This window comes from Pseudomonas sp. 91RF, from assembly GCF_003576265.1.
Lineage (GTDB): Bacteria > Pseudomonadota > Gammaproteobacteria > Pseudomonadales > Pseudomonadaceae > Aquipseudomonas > Aquipseudomonas kribbensis.
Window position 1 is genome coordinate 116013 of record NZ_QWFC01000051.1, and the last position, 18991, is coordinate 135003.

An 18991-nucleotide genomic window follows, 5' to 3' on the forward strand; every position below is an offset into this window, starting at 1 on the left:
GCTCACGCCCTCTCGCCGCGAATCGAAACTGCCGGGAAGGGGTATTGCTCGTTGCGTTCCACCCAATCCATGAAATCGGCGCGGGCGCCGGGGAAGCCGATCATGGTCCAGCCGACCATGCCTTTATTGCCACCGTGGATCGGGTCGCAGAAGAACCCTTCCTTGGTGTTTTGCAGCAGCAAACTGAAGAAAATCTTCGCCGGAACGTTGTCGAATTGCGGTTTTCCGGCTTCAAGCTGCTTGAGCAGATCGTCTCGGGTAGCGCTGTCTTGCTCGGCAAATGTTTTACCGTTGAGGGATTTTGCCCACTGATCCGTGGCGGCGATGCCGAGGCGATAGATTTCTTTTGGCACCAGTTTGCTCTGCCAGCCCATCTCGGGCGCAGCGTCGGCGTTGAACGGGCCTTGCATGTACCAGAGGGCGCCGGCGGCGTATGGCGTGTTCATCTGGCGGTCGATGTATTCCGGCACGCCGGCCTCGAGCGCGCCTGGGCCCTGGGCATCGTTGGGGATCAACTGCGCGACGGCGGCATTGATGAACGCCCACTCTTCGGCGGTGAAGTAGCTCGGCTGGTAGGCGCTTGTCTCTGCTGCAACCGATTTGGCGGGGGCCGGGGCTGGCGAGCTTTCGGGAGCCGCTTGCAGCACGCTGCTGCCCAGCCCGCTGCCGGCGAGGGTGACCACCGGGATCAGGGTCAGGGATTTGCGCAAGAACTCACGCCGCGGGTTGTCTCGATCTTGATCAGACATGGGGGTGCACCTCATCAGGCATTGATGGTTATCAGCCGTTTCTGGGGACGGCTTTTTGAGTGGTCGGTTGCGACGTGGCCGGAAATGACCCGGAAAACGGGGACGTGTCTGCAACATGATGTGACAAATGGTAGCAGCCTAACCAACCGGATGAACCGATTCAGCCGAAAAAAAGCCCGGAAATGCGACGAAGGAAGTTCCCGGCTTCACGTTTCTTTGACAATCGCCTCACAGGGATTTGACTGGACAACCCGCAAGCTGCCGCCCTCACTGACGAATCCCATACGGTCACCGCACAGCATGTCCTTGAAGCGTTTTTCCTCCGCGATCTGTTTCTCGCTGTTTGCCCTGCTCGGCTCGATTTCGGCCCATGCCGCAGATGCGCCGGTTTCTCGCCCTCCGGAATGGGCCCAACCGGTCGAAATGAAATACAACTTCTTCCAGATGTCGCCCACGCTCTACCGCAGTGCGCTGCCTGACGCTGGTGCCGTGCCGTTGCTGCAGAACCTGAAAGTGGCCACGGTCATCAACTTCCTGCCGGAGGCGGACTCGAGCTGGTTGAAAACCCCGGGCATCAACCAGGTGCAATTGCCGTATCGCACCAATCATGTCGATGACGCCGACGTCCTCAAGACCCTGCGTGCGATCCAGACCGCCGAAGCCAACGGCCCGGTGCTGATGCATTGCAAGCACGGCTCCGACCGCACCGGCCTGATGGCCGCGATGTACCGCATCGTGGTGCAGGGCTGGAGCAAGGAAGACGCCCTGAACGAAATGACCCAGGGCGGTTTCGGTGAAAGCGGCCACTTCAAGGACGGCGTGCGTTACGTGATGCAGGCCGACGTCGACAAGCTGCGCACCGCGCTGGCCAATGGCGATTGCAGCACCAGTGCGTTCGCAACCTGCTCGATGAAGAGCTGGTTCCAGACAGTCAATCTGAAGTAACCCGCCGGTTGACCGGCCGGCCGAGGCACAGTTCTTCACTGACCGGCCGGCCGATGAATGCCTCCACCGCTTTCAGCAACGGGCGCCCGGCACCGGACGCAAAGAACGTTTCCCGGAACGCCCGGCCGGTCTGGGCGTTGAACACCCAGTCACGACTGAAGCGTTTGAACGCCTCCTGAGCCAGCACCCCCGACCAGACATAGGCGTAAACCGAAGCGTCGTACTGGGTCACCATGTAATCGAAACCATTGGCGAACCGGTGACTGTCGGGCAGTTGCAGGTGAGCCATTGTGCGCTGCACGTCGGCGCAAACCTCTTCGACAGAACGCCCGTCGCCGTGGGTGGCGTGCAGCTCGAAATCGATGATCGCTCCCATGAGTATCAAGGCCTGTTGCCGACTGGAGTGGGCCTGGCTGGCCGAGAGGGCGGCGTTGACCCGTGTTGCGCTCAAGCGCTCGCCGGTCTGGAAATGCGCACCGAGCCACAGCACGAACTCCCGCGACTGACACCACTGCTCGAACAGTTGCCCGGAAAACTCCGCCGCCTCATGGCCCAGTTGCAGGATGCCGGACAGGGTGTGATGGGGCGAGCGCGTCAACACATGCTGAAGGCAGTGGCCAAACTCATGAAAAAGTACCCGCAGATCGTTGAGTTCGAGTCGGCAGGGATGGCCGTCGGTGGCCGGCGTGAAATTGCTGGAGAGCACGGCAATGGGGAGTGTCGGTCGGCCTTCGGCGTTGATGCGGCGGTTGCGTAGCGTGGAGGTGCCAGCGAAATCCGCAGCGTTGTTGCGGTGAAAAGGGTCGAGGTAGATGTAACCGATGACCTGCTCATGCTCGCGGATTTCCAGCAGCCGCACATCGTCATGCCAGTGTTTCCCGCCGACCTGTTCAACGATACGGATCCCGAACATGCGTTCGCAGAACAGACAGAGCCGGCGCTGGGTGCCGTCGAACGCGAAGTAATCACGCAGGTTATCCAGCGCTCCGGGAAACTGCTGCTGCCGCCATTGCTCGGCGAGGAATTCTTCATCCCATGGCTGGACCCGGTCGATTCCCTGTTGCCGGGCGAAGGCGGCCAGTTGTTTTGCGTCCTGCTCCAGGATGGGTGTCAATTGCGCAACCTGGCACTGGAGAAAATCCCTGACCCAGGCCGTCGTTCCGGCCATGCTTTTTGACAGACTCAGTTGCGCGGCGTTTTCGTGGCCAAGCAAGCGGGCTTTCTGCTGGCGCAAGGCAAGCAGCTTTGTCAGCACCGGGCCGTTGTCGAAGCGCCCGGCCAGCGGCCCCTGATCGGAAGCGCGGGTCGCGTAGGCCACACAGCATTCCTCGCGCAAGGCACGATTCTCGGCGTATTTGAGGATGTGCTGGCAGGTGTTCTGGTCCAGGCGAATCAGCCAGCCATCATGTTCGGCCTCACGTGCGGCGCGTGCCAGGCGATCCTTCATCGACGGGGACAGACCCGCAAGCTGTGCAATATCGTCGCCCCGTTTGCTCCAGGTCTCGGTCCAGTGTTCGAGGTGGGTCAAAAACACCGATTCCAGGCCACCGATCTCAAGGTTCAACCGGGTCAGTTCCTGTTGTTGCGCGGTGGGAAGGTCGATACCTGACTGCCTGAATTTACGCAGTATCCGCGCCAGTACGATCTTGCGTGGCTCATCGAAATTGGCCGCGATCGAACTCTGCGCCAAGCGCTGGTAAGCCTCGTACAACGGGCGATTGCGGTTTTTTTCGGAGCGATACTGGTTGATCGCGAGTTGAGCCTTGGCGCTTTCCACGAGCCAGTCGGCATCGTCAGACCTGACCATGGACAGTGTTTCGAGAATCGACCGAAATTCACCGATCCGGGCATCGGCTTCGTCGATGCTCAGTACCAGATCGTCCCAGCCGGGATGCTCCAGCTGAGTGGCGAGCACTTGCGCAATGATTCGTCGGTGGTCGGCAACGATGTTGTTGATCGCCGGCAGCAGATGCTCGACGCGGATATCCGGCCAGGGCGGCAGGGTCCAGTGTTGCAGGAGGGGATTGATGTCGGGCACGGCAACTTCCTTCGAGGCATGGCGGAACGGCCAGCCTACGAAGCAAGTGCAGGGGACAGGTGTTAAGCCAATACCACCTTCCACCGGAAATCGGTGGAAGGTGGTGCCGGATCAGTGCTGCTCGTCGGGCTTTTTCTTCAGCTTCGGATTCGGGAAGAACTGCACCGCCTGAACCGTCTTGTCCGGTGCAGGCTTGAGCGCGCTGGTGTTGACCCGCGTGCCCAGCTCTTTCGGTACCGAAAGCCCTTGGGCATTGAGCGTATCGCTGTAGCCGCACGCCACGCATTCGCGGTGCGGGACGTCGTCCTCGCTCCACATCATCAGCTTGTCCGGCTCGCTGCACGCCGGGCAGACCGCCCCGGCGATAAAGCGTTTTTTGGTCTTCACAGGTGCCTCACTCATGCTGCCGCGTCCTCACTCAGGCCGCTGTGGCGCAAGAGTGCGTCAATCGACGGCTCACGGCCACGGAAGTCGACGAACAGCACCATCGGCTCCTGCGAGCCGCCACGGGCCAGAATCGCTTCGCGGAAGGCGCGACCGGTGTCGGCATTGAGCACGCCGTCTTCTTCGAACTTCGAGAAGGCGTCCGCCGACAGCACTTCCGCCCACTTGTAGCTGTAGTAACCCGCCGCGTAACCGCCGGCGAAGATGTGCGCAAAGCTGTTCGGGAAGCGGTTGTAAGCCGGTGGTCGCATTACCGAGACCTCGTTACGCACGCCTTCAAGCACCTGCGCGACGCTGCGGCCGTCACCGTGGGTGGCGTGCAGTTCGAAGTCGAACAGCGAGAATTCGAGCTGGCGGACCATCATCAGGCCGGACTGGAAGTTCTTCGCTGCGAGCATTTTCTCCAGCAGATCCTGCGGCAATGGCTCGCCGGTTTCGTAGTGGCCGGAAATCAACGCCAGGCCTTCCGGCTCCCAGCACCAGTTTTCCATGAACTGGCTCGGCAGCTCGACCGCGTCCCACGCCACGCCATTGATACCGGACACGCCGGCATGCTCGACGCGGGTCAACAGGTGATGCAAGCCGTGGCCGAATTCGTGGAACAGGGTAGTCACTTCATCGTGGGTCAGCAGCGCAGGCTTGCCGCTGTCGGCCGGGGTGAAGTTGCATACCAGATTGGCCACCGGGCTTTGCAGCACGCCGTCGACGGTGCGGCGACGGTCGCGCGCGCCGTCCATCCAGGCACCGCCGCGCTTGTTGGCGCGGGCGTAGAGGTCGAAGAAGAAGCGGCCAACGTGCTGACCGTTTTCCTTGATCTCGAACAGGCGCACGTCCGGGTGCCAGGTGTCGAAGCCTTTCAGTTCGGCGATTTCGATGCCGTACAGACGCTGAACGATGGCGAACAGACCGCCCAGCACTTTGTCGATCGGGAAGTAGGCGCGCAGGGTTTCCTGGGCGACGCTGTAGCGTTGTTCACGGAGTTTTTCCCCGTAGAAACCGCTGTCCCAGCTTTGCAGATCGGCGCAGCCCTGTTCGGCGGCGTACGCCTTGAGCTGTTGCAGGTCTTGGGCGGCGAACGGTTTGCTGCGCTTGGCCAAATCACGCAGGAAACTCAGCACCTGATCGCTGGATTCGGCCATTTTGGTCGCCAGGCTCAGCTCGGAGAAACTGGAGAAACCCAGTAGCTTGGCCAGCTCCTGACGCAGGTCGAGGATTTCGCCCATCACCGGACCGTTGTCGTTCTGGCCGGCGTTCGGGCCTTGATCCGACGCACGGGTGCAGTAGGCGGCGTAGACTACTTCGCGCAGCGCACGGTCCTGGGCGTAGGTCATCACCGCGTAGTAGCTCGGGAATTCCAGAGTGATCAGCCAGCCGTCGAGGCCTTTGGCCTGTGCGGCGGCAGCCATTTGCGCCTTGGCCGAATCGGTCAGGCCGGCGAGGGCGGCTTCGTCGGTCAGGTGCTTGGTCCAGGCCTGGGTAGCGTCGAGCAACTGGTTGGAGAAGCGGCTGCCCAGTTCGGACAGCTTGCTCTGCACTTCGGCGTAGCGTTTCTGCTCGGCTTCCGGCAGGTCGATACCCGACAGGCGGAAATCGCGCAGGGCATGCTCCAGAATGGTTTTTTGTGCCACGTCGAAACCGGCGGCTTCCGGGCTGTTGGCCAGGGCTTCATAGGCCTGGAACAGCTCGCGGTTCTGGCCCATCTCGGTGGAGTAGGCGCTCAGGGCCGGCAGGCACGACTCGTAAGCTTCGCGCAGTTCGGCGCTGTTGCACACGGCATTGAGGTGGCTGACCGGGCTCCAGGCGGCGCCCAGGCGATCATTGAGTTCGTCCATCGCCAGCACCAGCCCGGCCCACGTCGGGTTCTGGCCCTGGGTCTTGAGGATCTCGGCGATGGCGGCGCGGTTGTCGGCCAGGATGGTGTCGATGGCCGGCTTCACGTGTTCGGCACGGATCGCGGAGAACGGCGGCAGGTCGTAGGACTGCAGAAGAGGGTTGTTCACGCTCACGGTTGCACCTTGGCTGGAAGAAACATGCGCCCATCTTAATTACAATCGACACCCACCGCAGCTATCGGCGACAGAGAGAGAACTAATCGTGTCCCTTCGAAAGTACCAGAATCACACCCCACGCTTGAGCAAAGGCGCTTTTGTCGACGGCTCCGCGGTGGTGATCGGCGACGTCGAAATCGGCGAAGACAGCTCCGTGTGGCCGTTGACGGTGATCCGCGGCGACATGCATCGCATCCGTATCGGTGCGCGCACCAGTGTTCAGGACGGCTGTGTGTTGCACATCACCCACGCCGGCCCGTTCAACCCGGACGGCTTCCCGCTGCTGATCGGCGATGACGTGACCATCGCCCACAAGGTCATGCTGCATGGCTGCACCGTCGGCAGCCGCGTGCTGATCGGCATGGGCAGCATCGTCATGGACGGCGCGGTGGTCGAGGACGACGTGATCATCGGCGCCGGAAGCCTGGTGCCACCGGGCAAGCGCCTGGAAAGCGGATTCCTGTACGTAGGCAGCCCGGTGAAACAGGTTCGCCCGCTGACCGACAAGGAAAACGCCTTTTTCACCTACAGCGCGGCGAATTACGTGAAGCTCAAGGACCTGCATCTGGCCGAAGGCTACGACCAGCTCTGACTTTTCTCTCTATTGCCCGGGATTTTTCATGCATTACCAGACCGTACTGTTCGACCTCGATGGCACCCTGACCGATCCGCGTGAGGGCATCACCCGCTCCATCCAGTTTGCCTTGGCCAAACGCGGCATCGATGAGCCGGACCTGACCAGACTGGAACACTTCATCGGCCCGCCGCTGTTGCAGGCATTCATGCAGTTTTATGGATTCGATGAAGCCAAGGCCTGGGAGGCGGTGAATTTCTATCGCGAGCGCTTCAAGGTCACCGGTCTTTACGAGAACCGGGTGTTCGAGGGCGTCACGCCGTTGCTGGAAACCCTGAATGGCCAAGGCCGGCAGCTTTACATCGCGACGTCGAAACCTTGGGTGTTCGCCCGGGAAATCGCCCGGCACTTCGATTTCGCCAAACACTTCAAGGTGATCTACGGCAGCGAACTGGACGGTACCCGCACCAACAAGGTCGAGCTGATTGCCCACCTGATGGCCGAAGAAGGGCTGGACCCGGCCACCACACTGATGATCGGAGACCGTAAACACGACCTGATCGGCGCCCGCAGCAACGGACTGGATGCGGCAGCCGTGGGTTATGGCTTCGGTAGTCATGAAGAGCTGAGCGCCGAGGCGCCGGCTTATCATTTTGGAACCCTGGCTGAGTTGCATCAGGCGTTTTTGCAGCGCTGACCGTCAATCGGAGCGAAGGGCAGCCAGCTCACGCAGGGCTGTCTTTCGCTTTTCCGTCGGCAATCCACCCAGTTGTTCAACCCGCGCATAAAACTGCGGCCAATCTCCTTTCACTTGCCTGAACAGGGCAGCAAACGCCGGCACCCACTGGTCATACAGCCCGAACGGCAACAATCGCGCATTGTTCAGCGGCGCATTGACCCAGGCGTCATAACGCTTGTCCCCGGCCCACTGGCTGTCGCGCATCTCCCGATAGTCCCGGCGAAACCGTTCGAACTCGGCAGCCTTGCGTTCGCGCATCTGCTCGACGGGCATCTGTTGTGTGTACAGCTTTTCCAGCCGGGTTCGGGTATCGAGGATCAGTTGAATGAACTGATCGCGGCGTTTGAGCTGGGCATCATTCTCTGGCGGCAAGCCACGAAACGCCCGCCACTGCCGGGTGCCTTCCTGCTCGACAAACGTGGCGTAGGACTCGTTGAACTCGGTGTCGTCCTTCACATAGAAACGCTGATGGCCCAGCTCATGGAAGATCAGCGTGGCCAGGCGTTCGTCACCCCAGCCCATCATCGAGTTGAGGATCGGGTCATTGAACCAGCCCAGGGTCGAATAGGCCTCGACGCCGCCAATCGACACATCCATGCCTTGCAGGCGCTGGATCGCTGCCTCGCCTCGCGCCGCACTCTGGCTGTAGTAACCGCGATAGGCCACGCACCCGGCAATCGGGAAGCAGTGGTTCTGCGGGCTCAGGGAAAACTCCGGGGTGGCGAACACGTTCCACACCACGTACGGCCGGTGGATGTCGGCGTACAGGCGATAGCTCTGGTTATCCGGCAGATGCAGGTGTTGGCTGGCGAAATCCCGGGCCTTTTGCGATTGGGCCAGGTGGGCGCGCAGCGTTGCGTCGCGGTTCGGGTCGGCAATCACCTTGGCCACCGGCTCCCGCGCCCGCAGCAATTGCAGCTGACCGCTGGCCAGCTGGCTGTAATAGCTGACGCTGGAACAACCGTTGAGCAACAAAAACAACACACCCGGAAACAAAACCCGCAAAACGCGATCAAGTAACCCAAGGCTTGGAAACGGCCTGATCACAATAAGAACATCCCTGGAAAGTCTGATCGCAAGACTATCCCGCCCATTGGAGCTTCGCCATGCGCATCTTGATACTGACGGGAGGCCTGCTGACGCTGGCCGGTTGTGCCGGATTCGGAATGCCTTCGCCTGACCCCTCGCAAGCCTGGATCGATCTGGACGCCCGGCAACAGGATACGGCGCTGCAAGCGCTGGAAGTCGACAGGAAGGCCGCCGTCGACAAGCGTTACTTCGAGGTACAACCCGGCAGCCATGAACTGAAGGTGCGCTACCAGTTTCCGGTGGAGGCGACCAACATCGGCCCGGACGCCGAGCCCCTGTGGCGCGATTGCCAGTTGAGCCTGAAATTCACGGACTTCAACGCTGGCCAGCGCTATCAGCTCCAGGCTGGTAATACCGGTTTCCGGCCGTGGGCCAAGCTCTATGACCAACAGAAAAATGTAGTCGGCCAGGGCAAACCGGCGGGCTGTCAGCGCACCTGATCGGCGTTATGCTGGATGTCCGAATTCACGGACATTCATCATGCGCAAGTCAATGCTGTTGCTGGTTGCCGGTGTGCTCGCCGGTTGTCAGACGCCGATGCCCCCGGTCGACCCCAACATGGCCTGGGTCGAGTTCTCGACGCCGACCCCGGGCGGAAAACTGCTGATGGCCGAACGTCTCGACAAGCAGCGCCTGACTGACGGACGTTTTTTCCAGTTAACGCCCGGCAGCCATGAGTTACTGGTGCGTTTCGATTTCGAGGCACCCGGTGGAGGAGCTGGCATGTTGAACGACCCTGTGGAGCGCCTGTGCTACCTGACCATCCGCTTCGACCATTTCGAAGCGGGTCAGCGTTACGTGCTGGAGGGTCGCTCCCTGATGTTTACGCCCAGTGCCCGGCTGTATAACGCCAAGCGGGAAATCGTCGCCGAGGATCGCGACACCTATTGCGCCATCTAGCGTGAATCAGCTGTCGTTCTTCTGATAGATGATGGCCTTGGTGCCGTTCTCGCAAGTGCCGACGATCATGGCGACGTCGTGCTTTTCGGCTTCCTCTTTGGAGACTATCTCCAGCGTATAGGAAGGCACGGCATTCGCCTGAATCTTGATTTCGATCTCTTTCCTGAGTTCTTCGCAATCTTTGGGTGCCGCAAAGGCCGAAGTTGCCAGCACGCCACAGATAACCGCCAAAGCAAAACGTTTCATGGTTGAAGCTCCTGGGAGCAGTGCGCACGACGATGCGCGAAAGCTGCTGTCATTTATTCGACCACATTTTTGCCTGGCGGGTTCTGATTCTGCTCAAGTCGATCAGCTGACCAGCGACGCATCCAGACTGATCTTCGCATTCAATACCTTCGACACCGGGCAACCTTCCTTGGCCTTGTTGCTCAGTTCTTCGAACTGCGCCTGGGTGGCGCCCGGAATCTTCGCCTTGAGAATCAGCTTCACTGCAGTGATCGCGAAACCGCCGTCAACCTGATCGAGGGTGACTTCGGCCTGGGTGTCGATACTTTCGGCCTTCAGCCCGGCGTCGCCGAGGATCATCGAGAACGCCATGGAGAAACAGCCCGCATGGGCGGCGCCGATCAGTTCTTCCGGGTTGGTGCCCTTGCCGCCCTCGAAGCGGGCCTTGAAGCCGTACGGCGCTTCCCGCAGGACGCCGGTTTCGGTGGAGATCGAGCCGATGCCGGTTTTCAGGTCACCTTCCCAGTGTGCGGATGCCTTCTTCACGATAGCCATGTGTGCCTCCTTCAATTCGGGCGCGAAACGCCGCGCCGTCGTGGTTTTTACCTGCAAGGCTTCTGAGGATAGACGCCGGAACAAAGTTCAGCCCGGCTGAATCGTTGACTTTTTTAGTAGGAAATTTCGGATCGGCTATTGAAACTCGGGTATATGCCCTTATTGCAGAGAACACGCTTATGAATTGGGCAGGTTTGCGTTCGTCAGGAACAAACCGGCGCCCTCAATCGGAGATGCAGGTTCATGAAGCAACTGTCCGACGTAAAGTTTTCCACCCTCGATCTGGTGCCGGTGCGCGAGAACGGCAGCCCGGCCCAGTCGCTGCGTAATTCGCTGAATCTGGCGCAGCATGTCGAGAAATTCGGCTACACCCGGTTCTGGGTCGCCGAGCACCACAACATGGACGGTATCGCCAGTTCCGCCACGTCGGTGCTGCTGGGTTATCTGGCCGGCGGCACGTCGACCATTCGTGTCGGCTCTGGTGGCGTGATGCTGCCCAACCACGCGCCGCTGGTGATTGCCGAGCAGTTCGGCACCCTTGAAAGCCTGTATCCGGGGCGGATCGACCTCGGTCTGGGCCGTGCGCCGGGTTCCGATCAGATGACCGCCCGCGCCTTGCGCCGCGAGCGCTCCGGCAGTGCCGATGATTTCCCGGAAGACGTCGCCGAGCTGGTGCGCTTCCTCGGCCCGCGAACGCCGGATCAGCGGGTGATCGCGATGCCAGGCACTGGCACCAATGTGCCGATCTGGCTGCTCGGCTCCAGCCTGTTCAGTGCGCAACTGGCCGGCGAGCGCGGTTTGCCCTACGCCTTTGCCTCGCATTTCGCACCGCGCTTCATGCACGAGGCGATTCGCGTCTATCGCAATCACTTCAAGCCTTCGGCGGTGCTCGACAAGCCGTACGTGATGCTCGGCGTGCCGCTGGTGGCCGCCGACACCGACGAGCAGGCCGACTACCTGGCGACCTCGGTGTACCAGCGAATTCTCGCGTTGATGCGTGGGCAAAGTCTGGTGCAGCGTCCGCCGGTGAAAACCATGGACGGACTGTGGCTGCCACACGAACGTGAGGCGGTGGGCGATTTCCTCGGTCTGGCGATGGTCGGCAGCCCGCAGAAAATCCGCGCGAAGCTGGAAGTGCTGATCGAACAGACTCAGGCCGATGAGCTGATTTTTACCTGCGATCTGTACGAACACGCCGATCGCCTGCACTCCTATGAGTTGCTGGCGCAGGTGATGAAGGGCTGAGGTCGGATAGTTGTGTAAAAGATAGCCGGGTACAAAAAAGCCGACGTATTGCGTCGGCTTTTGCATTTCAGGCGCGATCAACCGCGTTTGTAGACGATTTCCTTGGTGCCACCCTCGCACTTGCCGACGACCTTGCCGCCCGCTGTTGCCCCTTTATCGACGATTTCCAGCGAATAACCGGAGACGTGTTTCGCGTCCAGTTTTGCCGCGATCTCGGCTTTCACTTCTTCGCAAGGCTTGCCGGCAGCAAACGCACCACCCGCAAGGCTCAACAAACCTACTGCCAATATGAACTTCTTCATCGGTCGCACTCCCTGGTCGGATTAAAAGAGGCGGGCATCGAGTTCACTCGATGCGTCCACCCTGTAGCGCTTTGCCATTCCTATGGCATTCGGCCAGCGCGCAAGTTCAGAAGCGTAGCCCAAACTCAGCTGCTGGCAATCCGGAACCCGACTTTCAGGGTCACTTGAAAGTGGGCAGCCTTGCCGTCCTTGATGTGGCCGCGAGTATCGACCACTTCAAACCATTCCAGATGCTTGATGCTCTTGTTGGCCTCGGCCAGTGCATTGTTGATGGCGTCTTCGATGCTGCTGGTGGACGAACCGACCAGTTCGACTTTCTTGTAGGTGTGATGGTCACTCATGGCGATCTCCTTGACGTGTGGAATTGAGCCTAGCAGCGATTTGCGCTGTTGATTTCGGTCGCCGGGAGAAACCGGAGTTCAGATTTTCTGCACTTTCCAGAACCGGTGAAGTCCCAAACAACACACGCCACTCATCACCAATGCAGGAGAGCCACCATGGCCAACACCTCGTTACGCAAAGCCTCGTTGCAAAGCATGGAAGCGGAGATCGAGAGTCTGCTCAAATCGTTGGAAAGCCTGAAAGACGACGCTTCGGACGAGTCGCGCAAGACCCTCAAGGCGCTCAAGGGCAACGCCGAAAGCGCGCTGAAACATTCGCGCAGCCTGCTCAGCGATGCTTACGAAGAAGTCAAAGTCAAAACCCGCGAAACCGGGATCGCCACCCGTGACTACGCGCAGGAACATCCGTGGACGACCGCCGGTGTGGCGGTCGGCGCGCTGGGTCTGCTGGCCGCTTACCTGCTGTTCAAGCGCGGCGAGTGATCCGCCTGGCGCAGCTCGTTCCTGAGCCACTGCGCCAATTGCCGGGCGCGCCCGTCGGCGGCGCGCTTGGGTAGCCACAACGCCAGTTGCGCCGGGGTTTCGCAAAAGCCCCATGGCGCGACCAGGCGCCCGGCCTTCAAGTCTTCGGTCACCAGCGGTTCCGGCGCGATTGCCACGCCCAACCCGGCGACGGCCGCTTCCAGCAAGTAAAACAAATGCTCGAAACCTTGCCCCAGCTTCAACGCCCTGGCGTCGAGGCCGTTTTGCTGCGCCCAGCTCGGCCAGGCTTGCGGGCGAGAGGTCGTGTGCAACAAGGGCTCGCCGAGCAAGGCCGCGGGCGGTGCTGATTTCAGGTGCTCGTAACCGCTGAACAGCGGGCTCATGACCGGCCCGATGCGTTCGCTGGCCAGCTCATAGACTTGCATGTCGGCCGGCCACGGCGGTTCGGCGAACAGCAGCAGCGCATCCAGTCCCGGTCGGCGCGGGTCGAGGTCGCCTTCACCGGCGGACAAGTGCAGACGCAAGTCCGGCAAATCGGCATTCAGCCTTCCCAGTCGTGGAATGAACCAGCGCGCCAGCAGGCTGCCCGAGCAACCGAGCACGAACGGCGCGTCGGCGGTGCTTTGGGTCAGCTCGGCGCAGACGCTGCGCAAGCGGTCGAACGCCTCGCCGCTGGCGTCGCGCAGACGGATGCCGGCATCTGTGAGTTTCAGGCCACGACCGTCCTTGACGAAAAGACTGACGCCGAGGTGCTCTTCCAGCACCTTGAGCTGGCGGCTGACCGCGCCGTGAGTGACGTGCAGCTGCTCGGCAGCCTGACTGACGCTGTTCAGTCGGGCGGTGGCTTCGAAGGCACGCAGGGCGTTCAGCGGAGGAAGGTCATGGCTCATGATATCTGTGAGTTTTCCTGACAGGTTGTGGCGATCTTATCGGTTTTCAGCCTGGAAGGTGAGGGGTAGAGTGAACGCCATTGTCTTCTCGTGAAATCCGCTGGAGCGAACCATGACCCAGACTTCGAACACCTCCGATCTGCGTAACGGCCCTGACGCCAACGGCCTGTTTGGCTCGTTCGGCGGCCGTTACGTTGCCGAAACCCTGATGCCGTTGATCCTCGATCTGGCCCGCGAATACGAAGCGGCCAAGGAAGATCCGGCGTTCAAAGAAGAATTGGCCTACTTCCAGCGCGACTACGTCGGACGTCCAAGCCCGCTGTACTTCGCCGAGCGCCTGACCGAGTTCTGCGGTGGCGCCAAGATCTACCTCAAGCGCGAAGAGCTGAACCACACCGGCGCGCACAAGATCAACAACTGCATCGGCCAGATCCTGCTGGCGCGGCGCATGGGCAAAAAACGCATCATCGCCGAGACCGGCGCCGGCATGCACGGCGTGGCTACCGCCACTGTGGCTGCGCGTTTCGGTCTGGACTGCGTGATCTACATGGGCACCACCGACATCGAACGCCAGCAGGCCAACGTGTTCCGCATGAAGCTGCTGGGCGCCGAAGTGATACCGGTGGTCGCTGGCACCGGCACCCTGAAAGACGCGATGAACGAAGCGCTGCGTGACTGGGTGACCAACGTCGACAGCACCTTCTACCTGATCGGCACCGTGGCCGGTCCGCACCCTTATCCCGCGATGGTTCGCGACTTCCAGGCCGTGATCGGCAAGGAAACCCGCGAACAGCTGCAAGCCCAGGAAGGTCGCCTGCCGGACAGCCTGGTGGCATGCATCGGTGGCGGTTCCAACGCCATGGGCCTGTTCCACCCGTTCCTTGACGACAAGGGCGTGGAAATCATCGGCGTCGAAGCCGCCGGTTACGGCATCGAGACCGGCAAGCACGCAGCCAGCCTCAATGGCGGTGTACCGGGTGTGCTGCACGGCAACCGTACCTTCCTGCTGCAGGACGACGATGGTCAGATCATCGACGCCCACTCGATTTCCGCCGGCCTCGACTACCCAGGCATCGGTCCGGAGCACGCCTGGTTGCATGACATCGGCCGCGTCCAGTACACCTCGGTGACCGATGACGAAGCCCTCGCTGCGTTCCACCAGTGCTGCCGCCTCGAAGGCATCATCCCGGCACTGGAAAGCGCCCATGCCCTGGCAGAAGTATTCAAACGCGCACCGAAGCTGCCGAAGGATCACCTGATGGTGGTCAACCTGTCCGGCCGCGGTGACAAAGACATGCAGACCGTCATGCACCACATGGAAACTTCCAAGCAGGAGAAACACTGATGAGCCGCCTGCAAACCCGCTTTGCCGAACTCAAGGAACAGAACCGCGCCGCCCTGGTGACCTTCGTTACCGCCGGTGATCCGGATTACGACACCTCGCTGGCGATCCTCAAAGGTCTGCCGAAAGCCGGTGCCGACGTGATCGAACTGGGCATGCCGTTCACCGACCCGATGGCCGACGGCCCGGCGATTCAACTGGCGAACATCCGTGCCTTGGGCGCCAAGCAGAACCTGATCAAAACCCTGCAAATGGTCCGCGAGTTCCGCAAGGACAACAGCGACACGCCGCTGGTGCTGATGGGCTACTTCAACCCGATCCACAAGTTCGGCGTCGAGCGCTTCATCGCCGAAGCCAAAGAGGCCGGCGTTGATGGCCTGATCGTGGTCGACATGCCACCGGAGCACAACTCGGAGCTGTGCGACCCCGCCCAGGCTGCAGGCATCGACTTCATCCGTCTGACCACGCCGACCACCGATGACGCACGTCTGCCGAAAGTGTTGAACGGCAGCTCCGGCTTCGTTTACTACGTGTCGGTCGCCGGTGTGACCGGTGCCGGTGCGGCGACTCTGGAACACGTCGAGGAAGCCGTGGCGCGCCTGCGTCGTCATACCGACCTGCCGATCAGCATCGGTTTCGGTATCCGTACGCCGGAGCAAGCCGCGTCCATCGCGCGTCTGGCCGATGGCGTGGTGGTGGGTTCGGCGTTGATCGATCACATTGCCAATGCAACCACGCCGGCTCAGGCCATCGACGGCGTGCTGAGCCTGTGCTCGGCACTGTCCGAAGGCGTGCGTAAGGCCCGCGTCAGCTGAAGGTAAAGTTCCTGATACAGAGGAATTAGCGCCTCGCGGCACAGACTAATTCAGCAAGACCGAGGGATTCAGAACCCGTTCTGAATCCCTTTTTGCTGTCAGTGCAGTGAGGAAAACTCATGAAAATGCCGAAACGTCTGATTGCCAGTCTGGGCGTGCTGATGATCAGCGCCACGCCGCTGCTGGCCAGCGCCGACCCACGCGACGATCACGACCACGGCGGCCCGCAACAGGGCCATTACGATGATCGCGGTGGCGATCACCATGACTGGCAAAGCAGCCACCGTGGCGGCCCGCCACCGCGTGACTTCGGGCCTGTGCGCCAGGTGATCCGTGACAATCATGGCTACTTCGTTCGCGGTGCGCCGCCACCTCCGGGTATCCGCCTGGAACGCGGTCGGCCGTTGCCCCACGGTTACTACGGTGAGCGACTGGATCCCCGGGCATTGGGGCGTTTGCCGGTGTATCCGGGCTATGAATGGCGTCGGGCCGGTGGCGATATCGTGTTGATCGCAGTCGGTACCGGGATTGTCTACGAAATTCTGGATGGCGTTCTGTACTGATTTGCAGGCAATAAAAAAGACCACAGCCTTTCACAGGCTGCGGTCTTTTGTTTTTCAGGGCCGTTGTTTTCAGGGCAATTCCAGGCCGCCCGAAGCTTTGTGCAGTTTGCGCAAATGTTCGCCGATCTGTTTCACGTTGGCCTCGTTGGCGGCAATTTCTGCTGCTCGCTTGGGCTCCAGCAGCGCACGCACTTCCTTGTCCAGATCACCGCTTAGTACCAGTAGCTGTTTCTGGCGCTGGCTGCTTTCGGCTTCCAGTCGGCTGAACTCGCTGGGTTGCGGCAGGCCGTAACCGCGAGAGTCGAGCAGTTCCGCCGGGCGACTGAGGAAGCCGCTGTTGGCGAGGATCTGCTGCAACGTCGCGTTGGCTTTATCCATGCCGCCGTTTTCCAGCTCCCGGGCGCCGAGGTAGCGTTGCTTGACCTCATCCTGGGCCAGCAGCAACTGGCGACGGAAGCTCGCCTGTTCCAACAGCAGCAGGGCTGCGCTTGTACGCAGGTCGGCGCGTTCGAACCAGGGCCGTCGTTCTTCTGCCGACAGCGACAGCCATTCCTCGACGCTGGTCTGCTTGATCGGCAGCTGCTTCTTCAGCACCTCGAACATCGCCTGATAGCGATCGCGGAACGAGTCGAAGCGGTAACCCAAACGCAATGCCTCTTTGGGATTGTCCAGCACGCTGGTATCCGCCAGGCCCCGGCCCTTGAGCACTTCCAGCAGGCCGTTGGGCATGATGCTGTCGAGGCCGACAAGCTGCGAATTGTTGCTGCCGCTGCGCAGCAGTTTCAGGCTCTCCACCGCGCAGTTGTTGGACAGGAAGAAATAGTTGCCGTCGTAGCTCCAGTGCATTTCGGCGGCGTGTTCGACCACGTCTTCGATCTCGCTGCGCGACAGATTCAGAGGTACTGAAGCGAGGCTGCGCAGTTCGGTCTTGGTGTATTCGTCGATCACCTGGGCCAACGGCAGGACGAACAGACGCGACGGGTATTTGCCGACCAGTCCGTCCCAGCTCGACAGCTGCACATCGCCGACGAATGCGCGGTAGGACAGCACCAGATGCTGGTCCAGGTCCAGTCGGCAGTCCGGCCCACGTGGCCGGCCCGGGGCGCAGATCACCAGGCGCAACATGCTGTGTCCCCAGCGGCTGACCCAGTTCTGGTTCGCTTCGGCCAGCAGGTAGTCGATGGCGTAGACCCGTTCTGGATCGACCTGGCCCAGGGGCTGTTTGGCAAAGTCGTTGCCGGCATTGAGGAAGGCGAAGGATTTGGCGCAGGTGTCCTTTTCCGGCGGCGCCCAGCCGAAATGTTCCTTGTAATAACGGTACAGCGCCGGACGGCGGCAGGCGTAACTCGGGTCGAGGAGGAAATACTCCATGTTGACCGCGACGAACTCCTTCGGACTGGAGATCTCGTACAGGTCCGGGCTGCGGGCGATCTGCCGGTTGTGCTGTTCACGTTCGCCACGGCGGCCGACGTATTGCTGCCAGCCGGCGAGGTCGAGCAGGCGCGGGTCATCGCTGAGGGTGAAGCGCCGGTCGTTCTGGCCACGGCACTCATCCGGCAGGCCGATCAGCCCGGCGCTGTTGTTGCGGCGCGTGCAACGCTGGATCAGCGTGCGTTCGGCGGCTGGCCACAGACGTGCGCGGTCGTAAATATGGGTGATCTCGTGCAGCACCGTAGCGAGCAATTCCTGGCGCACCGTGCCGTGGGGGCGGCTGGTCTTTTGTTTGGCTGCGCTGCCGTCGGTGAGACTGGCGAGCAGTTTGCGGTTCAGGTCCAGCTCGGAAACAAGAGCCGCCTCACCGTAGGCATTGTCGGGCATCTCGTCGGTCCAGCCGACATCGATGCGTCGATCCAGGCGTTCGATGAAGCTGGGCGGCAGTTTCTGCATCGCTTCATCGAGCAACGCCTGGCTGGCCTGTTGTTGGGCGGGGCTCAGCCCCTCGGTCTTGAGCCGCAGTTGCAGGCTGGCGTGGGCGTTGCTGCCGATCAGCAGCAGCGCCCCGGCCAGCAGCCAGGCGCTGAGAGATTTCACAATGCGAGGATGGCTTCGGCGAGTACCTGGTCACTGGCGTCGCGGGCTTCCGGCACGCGGGTGCGCAAGGTGTTGAGGGCGGCTTCCAGGTGCGCGCCACGGATATCACCGTTGCTGGCAACGAAGCTGGCGGCGTCGTCGTGGGCTTCGCGGATGATTTTCGAATCGCGGATCGACGTGGTGGTGTCGGAAGTGAAATCGATGGTGCGCTGGGAGGCACGAACGATGATGTTACTGGTGGCTACCAGGGTGTGCGCCTGGGCCATATCGGCCAACAACAGCAGGCCAAGGGCGGCAGCAATCAGCGGGCTACGCATGGAACGACTCCGGAGGGGGCAAGAATAACTATTGGACGAGAATTGCCTGTGCCAGTTCAAGGTCGCTTACATGAAGTTTTGGCCGGGATTTACGCAGGTAATGCAGCGCGGATTCCAGCTGGGCGCCTCGTAATTGGCCGTCACTGGCAACGAATGCCGCGGCATCGTCGTGGGCGGCGAGCACTAGTTTACGGTCGAAAGGCGCGGAAGACACCATGCTGGTGGCGTAACCGCTGACGACGGTGTTTTGCATCGAGACGTCAAAGGCATCGACCGAGGTCGCCCAGCCAACAGTGACAAGAACAGAAGGGATAATCAGATTTGTAAGAAAACGCATGAGTCTCAGGAGCTGTTAG

The 18991-nt window shown here is 61.1% G+C and carries 23 protein-coding genes; 10 read left to right on the plus strand and 13 right to left on the minus strand.

All coding sequences use genetic code 11. The features are described from left to right. Positions 1-2: 2 nt before the first annotated feature. Positions 3-749: a gluconate 2-dehydrogenase subunit 3 family protein gene (locus DXT77_RS27795; RefSeq protein ID WP_119429938.1), complete on the minus strand. Its 747-nt coding sequence runs from the start codon at positions 747-749 to the stop codon at positions 3-5. A 300-nt stretch (positions 750-1049) separates the two neighbouring features. Here DXT77_RS27795 and DXT77_RS27800 point away from each other — a divergent pair, with 300 nt between their 5' ends. Continuing rightward, positions 1050-1694 carry a dual specificity protein phosphatase family protein gene (locus tag DXT77_RS27800; RefSeq protein WP_085713019.1) on the plus strand — a complete coding sequence of 215 codons (645 nt, stop codon included), beginning with the start codon at positions 1050-1052 and terminating at the stop codon, positions 1692-1694. Here the strand turns inward: DXT77_RS27800 and DXT77_RS27805 are convergent. The 3 genes from DXT77_RS27805 to prlC all read right to left on the minus strand — a co-directional run bounded on the left by DXT77_RS27805 (position 1681) and on the right by prlC (position 6182). Beyond that, positions 1681-3732: a M3 family metallopeptidase gene (locus DXT77_RS27805; protein WP_119429939.1), complete on the minus strand. Its 2052-nt coding sequence runs from the start codon at positions 3730-3732 to the stop codon at positions 1681-1683. The genes DXT77_RS27800 and DXT77_RS27805 overlap by 14 nt on opposite strands. 111 nt (positions 3733-3843) lie before the next feature. After that, positions 3844-4134: a YheV family putative zinc ribbon protein gene (locus tag DXT77_RS27810; protein WP_007953955.1), complete on the minus strand. Its 291-nt coding sequence runs from the start codon at positions 4132-4134 to the stop codon at positions 3844-3846. Continuing rightward, complete coding sequence (gene prlC / locus DXT77_RS27815) at positions 4131-6182, minus strand: oligopeptidase A (RefSeq protein ID WP_119429940.1); 2052 nt, start codon at positions 6180-6182, stop codon at positions 4131-4133. The genes DXT77_RS27810 and prlC overlap by 4 nt, the downstream gene beginning before the upstream one ends. Positions 6183-6270: 88 nt before the next feature. Between prlC and DXT77_RS27820 the strand changes: the two genes are divergently transcribed. Further along, positions 6271-6816, plus strand: a complete 546-nt coding sequence (locus DXT77_RS27820) for a gamma carbonic anhydrase family protein (protein ID WP_085647197.1) — start codon at positions 6271-6273, stop codon at positions 6814-6816. 28 nt (positions 6817-6844) lie between these two features. Continuing rightward, complete coding sequence (locus DXT77_RS27825) at positions 6845-7495, plus strand: HAD family hydrolase (RefSeq protein ID WP_119429941.1); 651 nt, start codon at positions 6845-6847, stop codon at positions 7493-7495. Between the two features lie 3 nt (positions 7496-7498). Here the strand turns inward: DXT77_RS27825 and DXT77_RS27830 are convergent, their stop codons facing one another. Continuing rightward, positions 7499-8584: an aminopeptidase gene (locus DXT77_RS27830; protein WP_119429942.1), complete on the minus strand. Its 1086-nt coding sequence runs from the start codon at positions 8582-8584 to the stop codon at positions 7499-7501. Between the two features lie 59 nt (positions 8585-8643). On the opposite strand from DXT77_RS27830, the gene DXT77_RS27835 reads away from it, so the two are divergent. Beyond that, positions 8644-9066 carry a hypothetical protein gene (locus DXT77_RS27835; RefSeq protein ID WP_119429943.1) on the plus strand — a complete coding sequence of 141 codons (423 nt, stop codon included), beginning with the start codon at positions 8644-8646 and terminating at the stop codon, positions 9064-9066. A 40-nt stretch (positions 9067-9106) separates the two neighbouring features. After that, on the plus strand, positions 9107-9526 hold the full coding sequence (locus DXT77_RS27840) for a hypothetical protein (protein ID WP_119429944.1): 420 nt from the start codon (positions 9107-9109) through the stop codon (positions 9524-9526). A 6-nt stretch (positions 9527-9532) separates the two neighbouring features. On the opposite strand, the gene DXT77_RS27845 is transcribed toward DXT77_RS27840, so the two are convergent. Next, positions 9533-9772, minus strand: coding sequence for a DUF1161 domain-containing protein (locus tag DXT77_RS27845; RefSeq protein ID WP_085713012.1), 240 nt, complete (start codon positions 9770-9772; stop codon positions 9533-9535). Positions 9773-9874: 102 nt separating this feature from the next. After that, positions 9875-10306, minus strand: a complete 432-nt coding sequence (locus DXT77_RS27850; RefSeq protein ID WP_065260634.1) for an OsmC family protein — start codon at positions 10304-10306, stop codon at positions 9875-9877. 243 nt (positions 10307-10549) lie between these two features. Here DXT77_RS27850 and DXT77_RS27855 point away from each other — a divergent pair, with 243 nt between their 5' ends. Then, positions 10550-11551, plus strand: coding sequence for an LLM class flavin-dependent oxidoreductase (locus DXT77_RS27855; RefSeq protein ID WP_119429945.1), 1002 nt, complete (start codon positions 10550-10552; stop codon positions 11549-11551). Between the two features lie 77 nt (positions 11552-11628). Here the strand turns inward: DXT77_RS27855 and DXT77_RS27860 are convergent, their stop codons facing one another. Together DXT77_RS27860 and DXT77_RS27865 are read right to left on the minus strand one after the other, a co-directional pair. Next, a complete protein-coding gene (locus tag DXT77_RS27860; RefSeq protein WP_119429946.1) occupies positions 11629-11853 on the minus strand; it encodes a DUF1161 domain-containing protein in 225 nt (74 codons plus the stop codon). A gap of 125 nt (positions 11854-11978) precedes the next feature. Beyond that, on the minus strand, positions 11979-12194 hold the full coding sequence (locus DXT77_RS27865; RefSeq protein WP_003220389.1) for a dodecin: 216 nt from the start codon (positions 12192-12194) through the stop codon (positions 11979-11981). Positions 12195-12350: 156 nt separating this feature from the next. Between DXT77_RS27865 and DXT77_RS27870 the strand changes: the two genes are divergently transcribed. Then, positions 12351-12677: a YqjD family protein gene (locus DXT77_RS27870; protein WP_007953918.1), complete on the plus strand. Its 327-nt coding sequence runs from the start codon at positions 12351-12353 to the stop codon at positions 12675-12677. On the opposite strand, the gene DXT77_RS27875 is transcribed toward DXT77_RS27870, so the two are convergent. After that, positions 12650-13567 (minus strand): LysR family transcriptional regulator, encoded by a 918-nt coding sequence (locus DXT77_RS27875; protein ID WP_119429947.1) that lies wholly within the window; start codon positions 13565-13567, stop codon positions 12650-12652. The genes DXT77_RS27870 and DXT77_RS27875 overlap by 28 nt on opposite strands. 112 nt (positions 13568-13679) lie before the next feature. Here DXT77_RS27875 and trpB point away from each other — a divergent pair, with 112 nt between their 5' ends. The 3 genes from trpB (at position 13680) to DXT77_RS27890 (ending at position 16287) form a co-directional block, all read left to right on the plus strand. Continuing rightward, positions 13680-14912 carry a tryptophan synthase subunit beta gene (trpB, locus tag DXT77_RS27880; protein WP_119429948.1) on the plus strand — a complete coding sequence of 411 codons (1233 nt, stop codon included), beginning with the start codon at positions 13680-13682 and terminating at the stop codon, positions 14910-14912. Next, the gene (trpA, locus tag DXT77_RS27885; protein WP_085713008.1) at positions 14912-15724 is read left to right on the plus strand and encodes a tryptophan synthase subunit alpha; all 813 of its coding nucleotides are present in this window, start codon (positions 14912-14914) and stop codon (positions 15722-15724) included. The genes trpB and trpA overlap by 1 nt, the downstream gene beginning before the upstream one ends. A gap of 119 nt (positions 15725-15843) precedes the next feature. After that, a complete protein-coding gene (locus DXT77_RS27890; RefSeq protein WP_085713007.1) occupies positions 15844-16287 on the plus strand; it encodes an anti-virulence regulator CigR family protein in 444 nt (147 codons plus the stop codon). Positions 16288-16356: 69 nt separating this feature from the next. Here DXT77_RS27890 and DXT77_RS27895 read toward each other — a convergent pair whose 3' ends face one another. The 3 genes from DXT77_RS27895 to DXT77_RS27905 are packed head-to-tail and all read right to left on the minus strand — an operon-like array spanning position 16357 to position 18972. Beyond that, positions 16357-18318, minus strand: a complete 1962-nt coding sequence (locus DXT77_RS27895) for a DUF4105 domain-containing protein (protein WP_085713006.1) — start codon at positions 18316-18318, stop codon at positions 16357-16359. Beyond that, positions 18315-18635 (minus strand): DUF2388 domain-containing protein, encoded by a 321-nt coding sequence (locus DXT77_RS27900; RefSeq protein ID WP_065260625.1) that lies wholly within the window; start codon positions 18633-18635, stop codon positions 18315-18317. The genes DXT77_RS27895 and DXT77_RS27900 overlap by 4 nt, the downstream gene beginning before the upstream one ends. Before the next feature lie 28 nt (positions 18636-18663). After that, entirely contained in the window at positions 18664-18972 is a 309-nt protein-coding gene (locus tag DXT77_RS27905) for a DUF2388 domain-containing protein (protein ID WP_119429949.1), read from the minus strand. Between the last annotated feature and the right edge of the window lie 19 nt (positions 18973-18991).

What these genes read in the sequence shown, in the direction of transcription:
- DXT77_RS27795 (WP_119429938.1), bottom strand. Translation starts at nt 749, where the DNA reads ATGTCTGATCAAGATCGAGACAACCCGCGGCGTGAGTTCTTGCGCAAA.
- DXT77_RS27800 (WP_085713019.1), top strand. Translation starts at nt 1,050, where the DNA reads ATGTCCTTGAAGCGTTTTTCCTCCGCGATCTGTTTCTCGCTGTTTGCC.
- DXT77_RS27810 (WP_007953955.1), bottom strand. Translation starts at nt 4,134, where the DNA reads ATGAGTGAGGCACCTGTGAAGACCAAAAAACGCTTTATCGCCGGGGCG.
- DXT77_RS27825 (WP_119429941.1), top strand. Translation starts at nt 6,845, where the DNA reads ATGCATTACCAGACCGTACTGTTCGACCTCGATGGCACCCTGACCGAT.
- DXT77_RS27835 (WP_119429943.1), top strand. Translation starts at nt 8,644, where the DNA reads ATGCGCATCTTGATACTGACGGGAGGCCTGCTGACGCTGGCCGGTTGT.
- DXT77_RS27840 (WP_119429944.1), top strand. Translation starts at nt 9,107, where the DNA reads ATGCGCAAGTCAATGCTGTTGCTGGTTGCCGGTGTGCTCGCCGGTTGT.
- DXT77_RS27845 (WP_085713012.1), bottom strand. Translation starts at nt 9,772, where the DNA reads ATGAAACGTTTTGCTTTGGCGGTTATCTGTGGCGTGCTGGCAACTTCG.
- DXT77_RS27850 (WP_065260634.1), bottom strand. Translation starts at nt 10,306, where the DNA reads ATGGCTATCGTGAAGAAGGCATCCGCACACTGGGAAGGTGACCTGAAA.
- DXT77_RS27855 (WP_119429945.1), top strand. Translation starts at nt 10,550, where the DNA reads ATGAAGCAACTGTCCGACGTAAAGTTTTCCACCCTCGATCTGGTGCCG.
- DXT77_RS27860 (WP_119429946.1), bottom strand. Translation starts at nt 11,853, where the DNA reads ATGAAGAAGTTCATATTGGCAGTAGGTTTGTTGAGCCTTGCGGGTGGT.
- DXT77_RS27865 (WP_003220389.1), bottom strand. Translation starts at nt 12,194, where the DNA reads ATGAGTGACCATCACACCTACAAGAAAGTCGAACTGGTCGGTTCGTCC.
- DXT77_RS27870 (WP_007953918.1), top strand. Translation starts at nt 12,351, where the DNA reads ATGGCCAACACCTCGTTACGCAAAGCCTCGTTGCAAAGCATGGAAGCG.
- DXT77_RS27875 (WP_119429947.1), bottom strand. Translation starts at nt 13,567, where the DNA reads ATGAGCCATGACCTTCCTCCGCTGAACGCCCTGCGTGCCTTCGAAGCC.
- trpB (WP_119429948.1), top strand. Translation starts at nt 13,680, where the DNA reads ATGACCCAGACTTCGAACACCTCCGATCTGCGTAACGGCCCTGACGCC.
- trpA (WP_085713008.1), top strand. Translation starts at nt 14,912, where the DNA reads ATGAGCCGCCTGCAAACCCGCTTTGCCGAACTCAAGGAACAGAACCGC.
- DXT77_RS27890 (WP_085713007.1), top strand. Translation starts at nt 15,844, where the DNA reads ATGAAAATGCCGAAACGTCTGATTGCCAGTCTGGGCGTGCTGATGATC.
- DXT77_RS27900 (WP_065260625.1), bottom strand. Translation starts at nt 18,635, where the DNA reads ATGCGTAGCCCGCTGATTGCTGCCGCCCTTGGCCTGCTGTTGTTGGCC.
- DXT77_RS27905 (WP_119429949.1), bottom strand. Translation starts at nt 18,972, where the DNA reads ATGCGTTTTCTTACAAATCTGATTATCCCTTCTGTTCTTGTCACTGTT.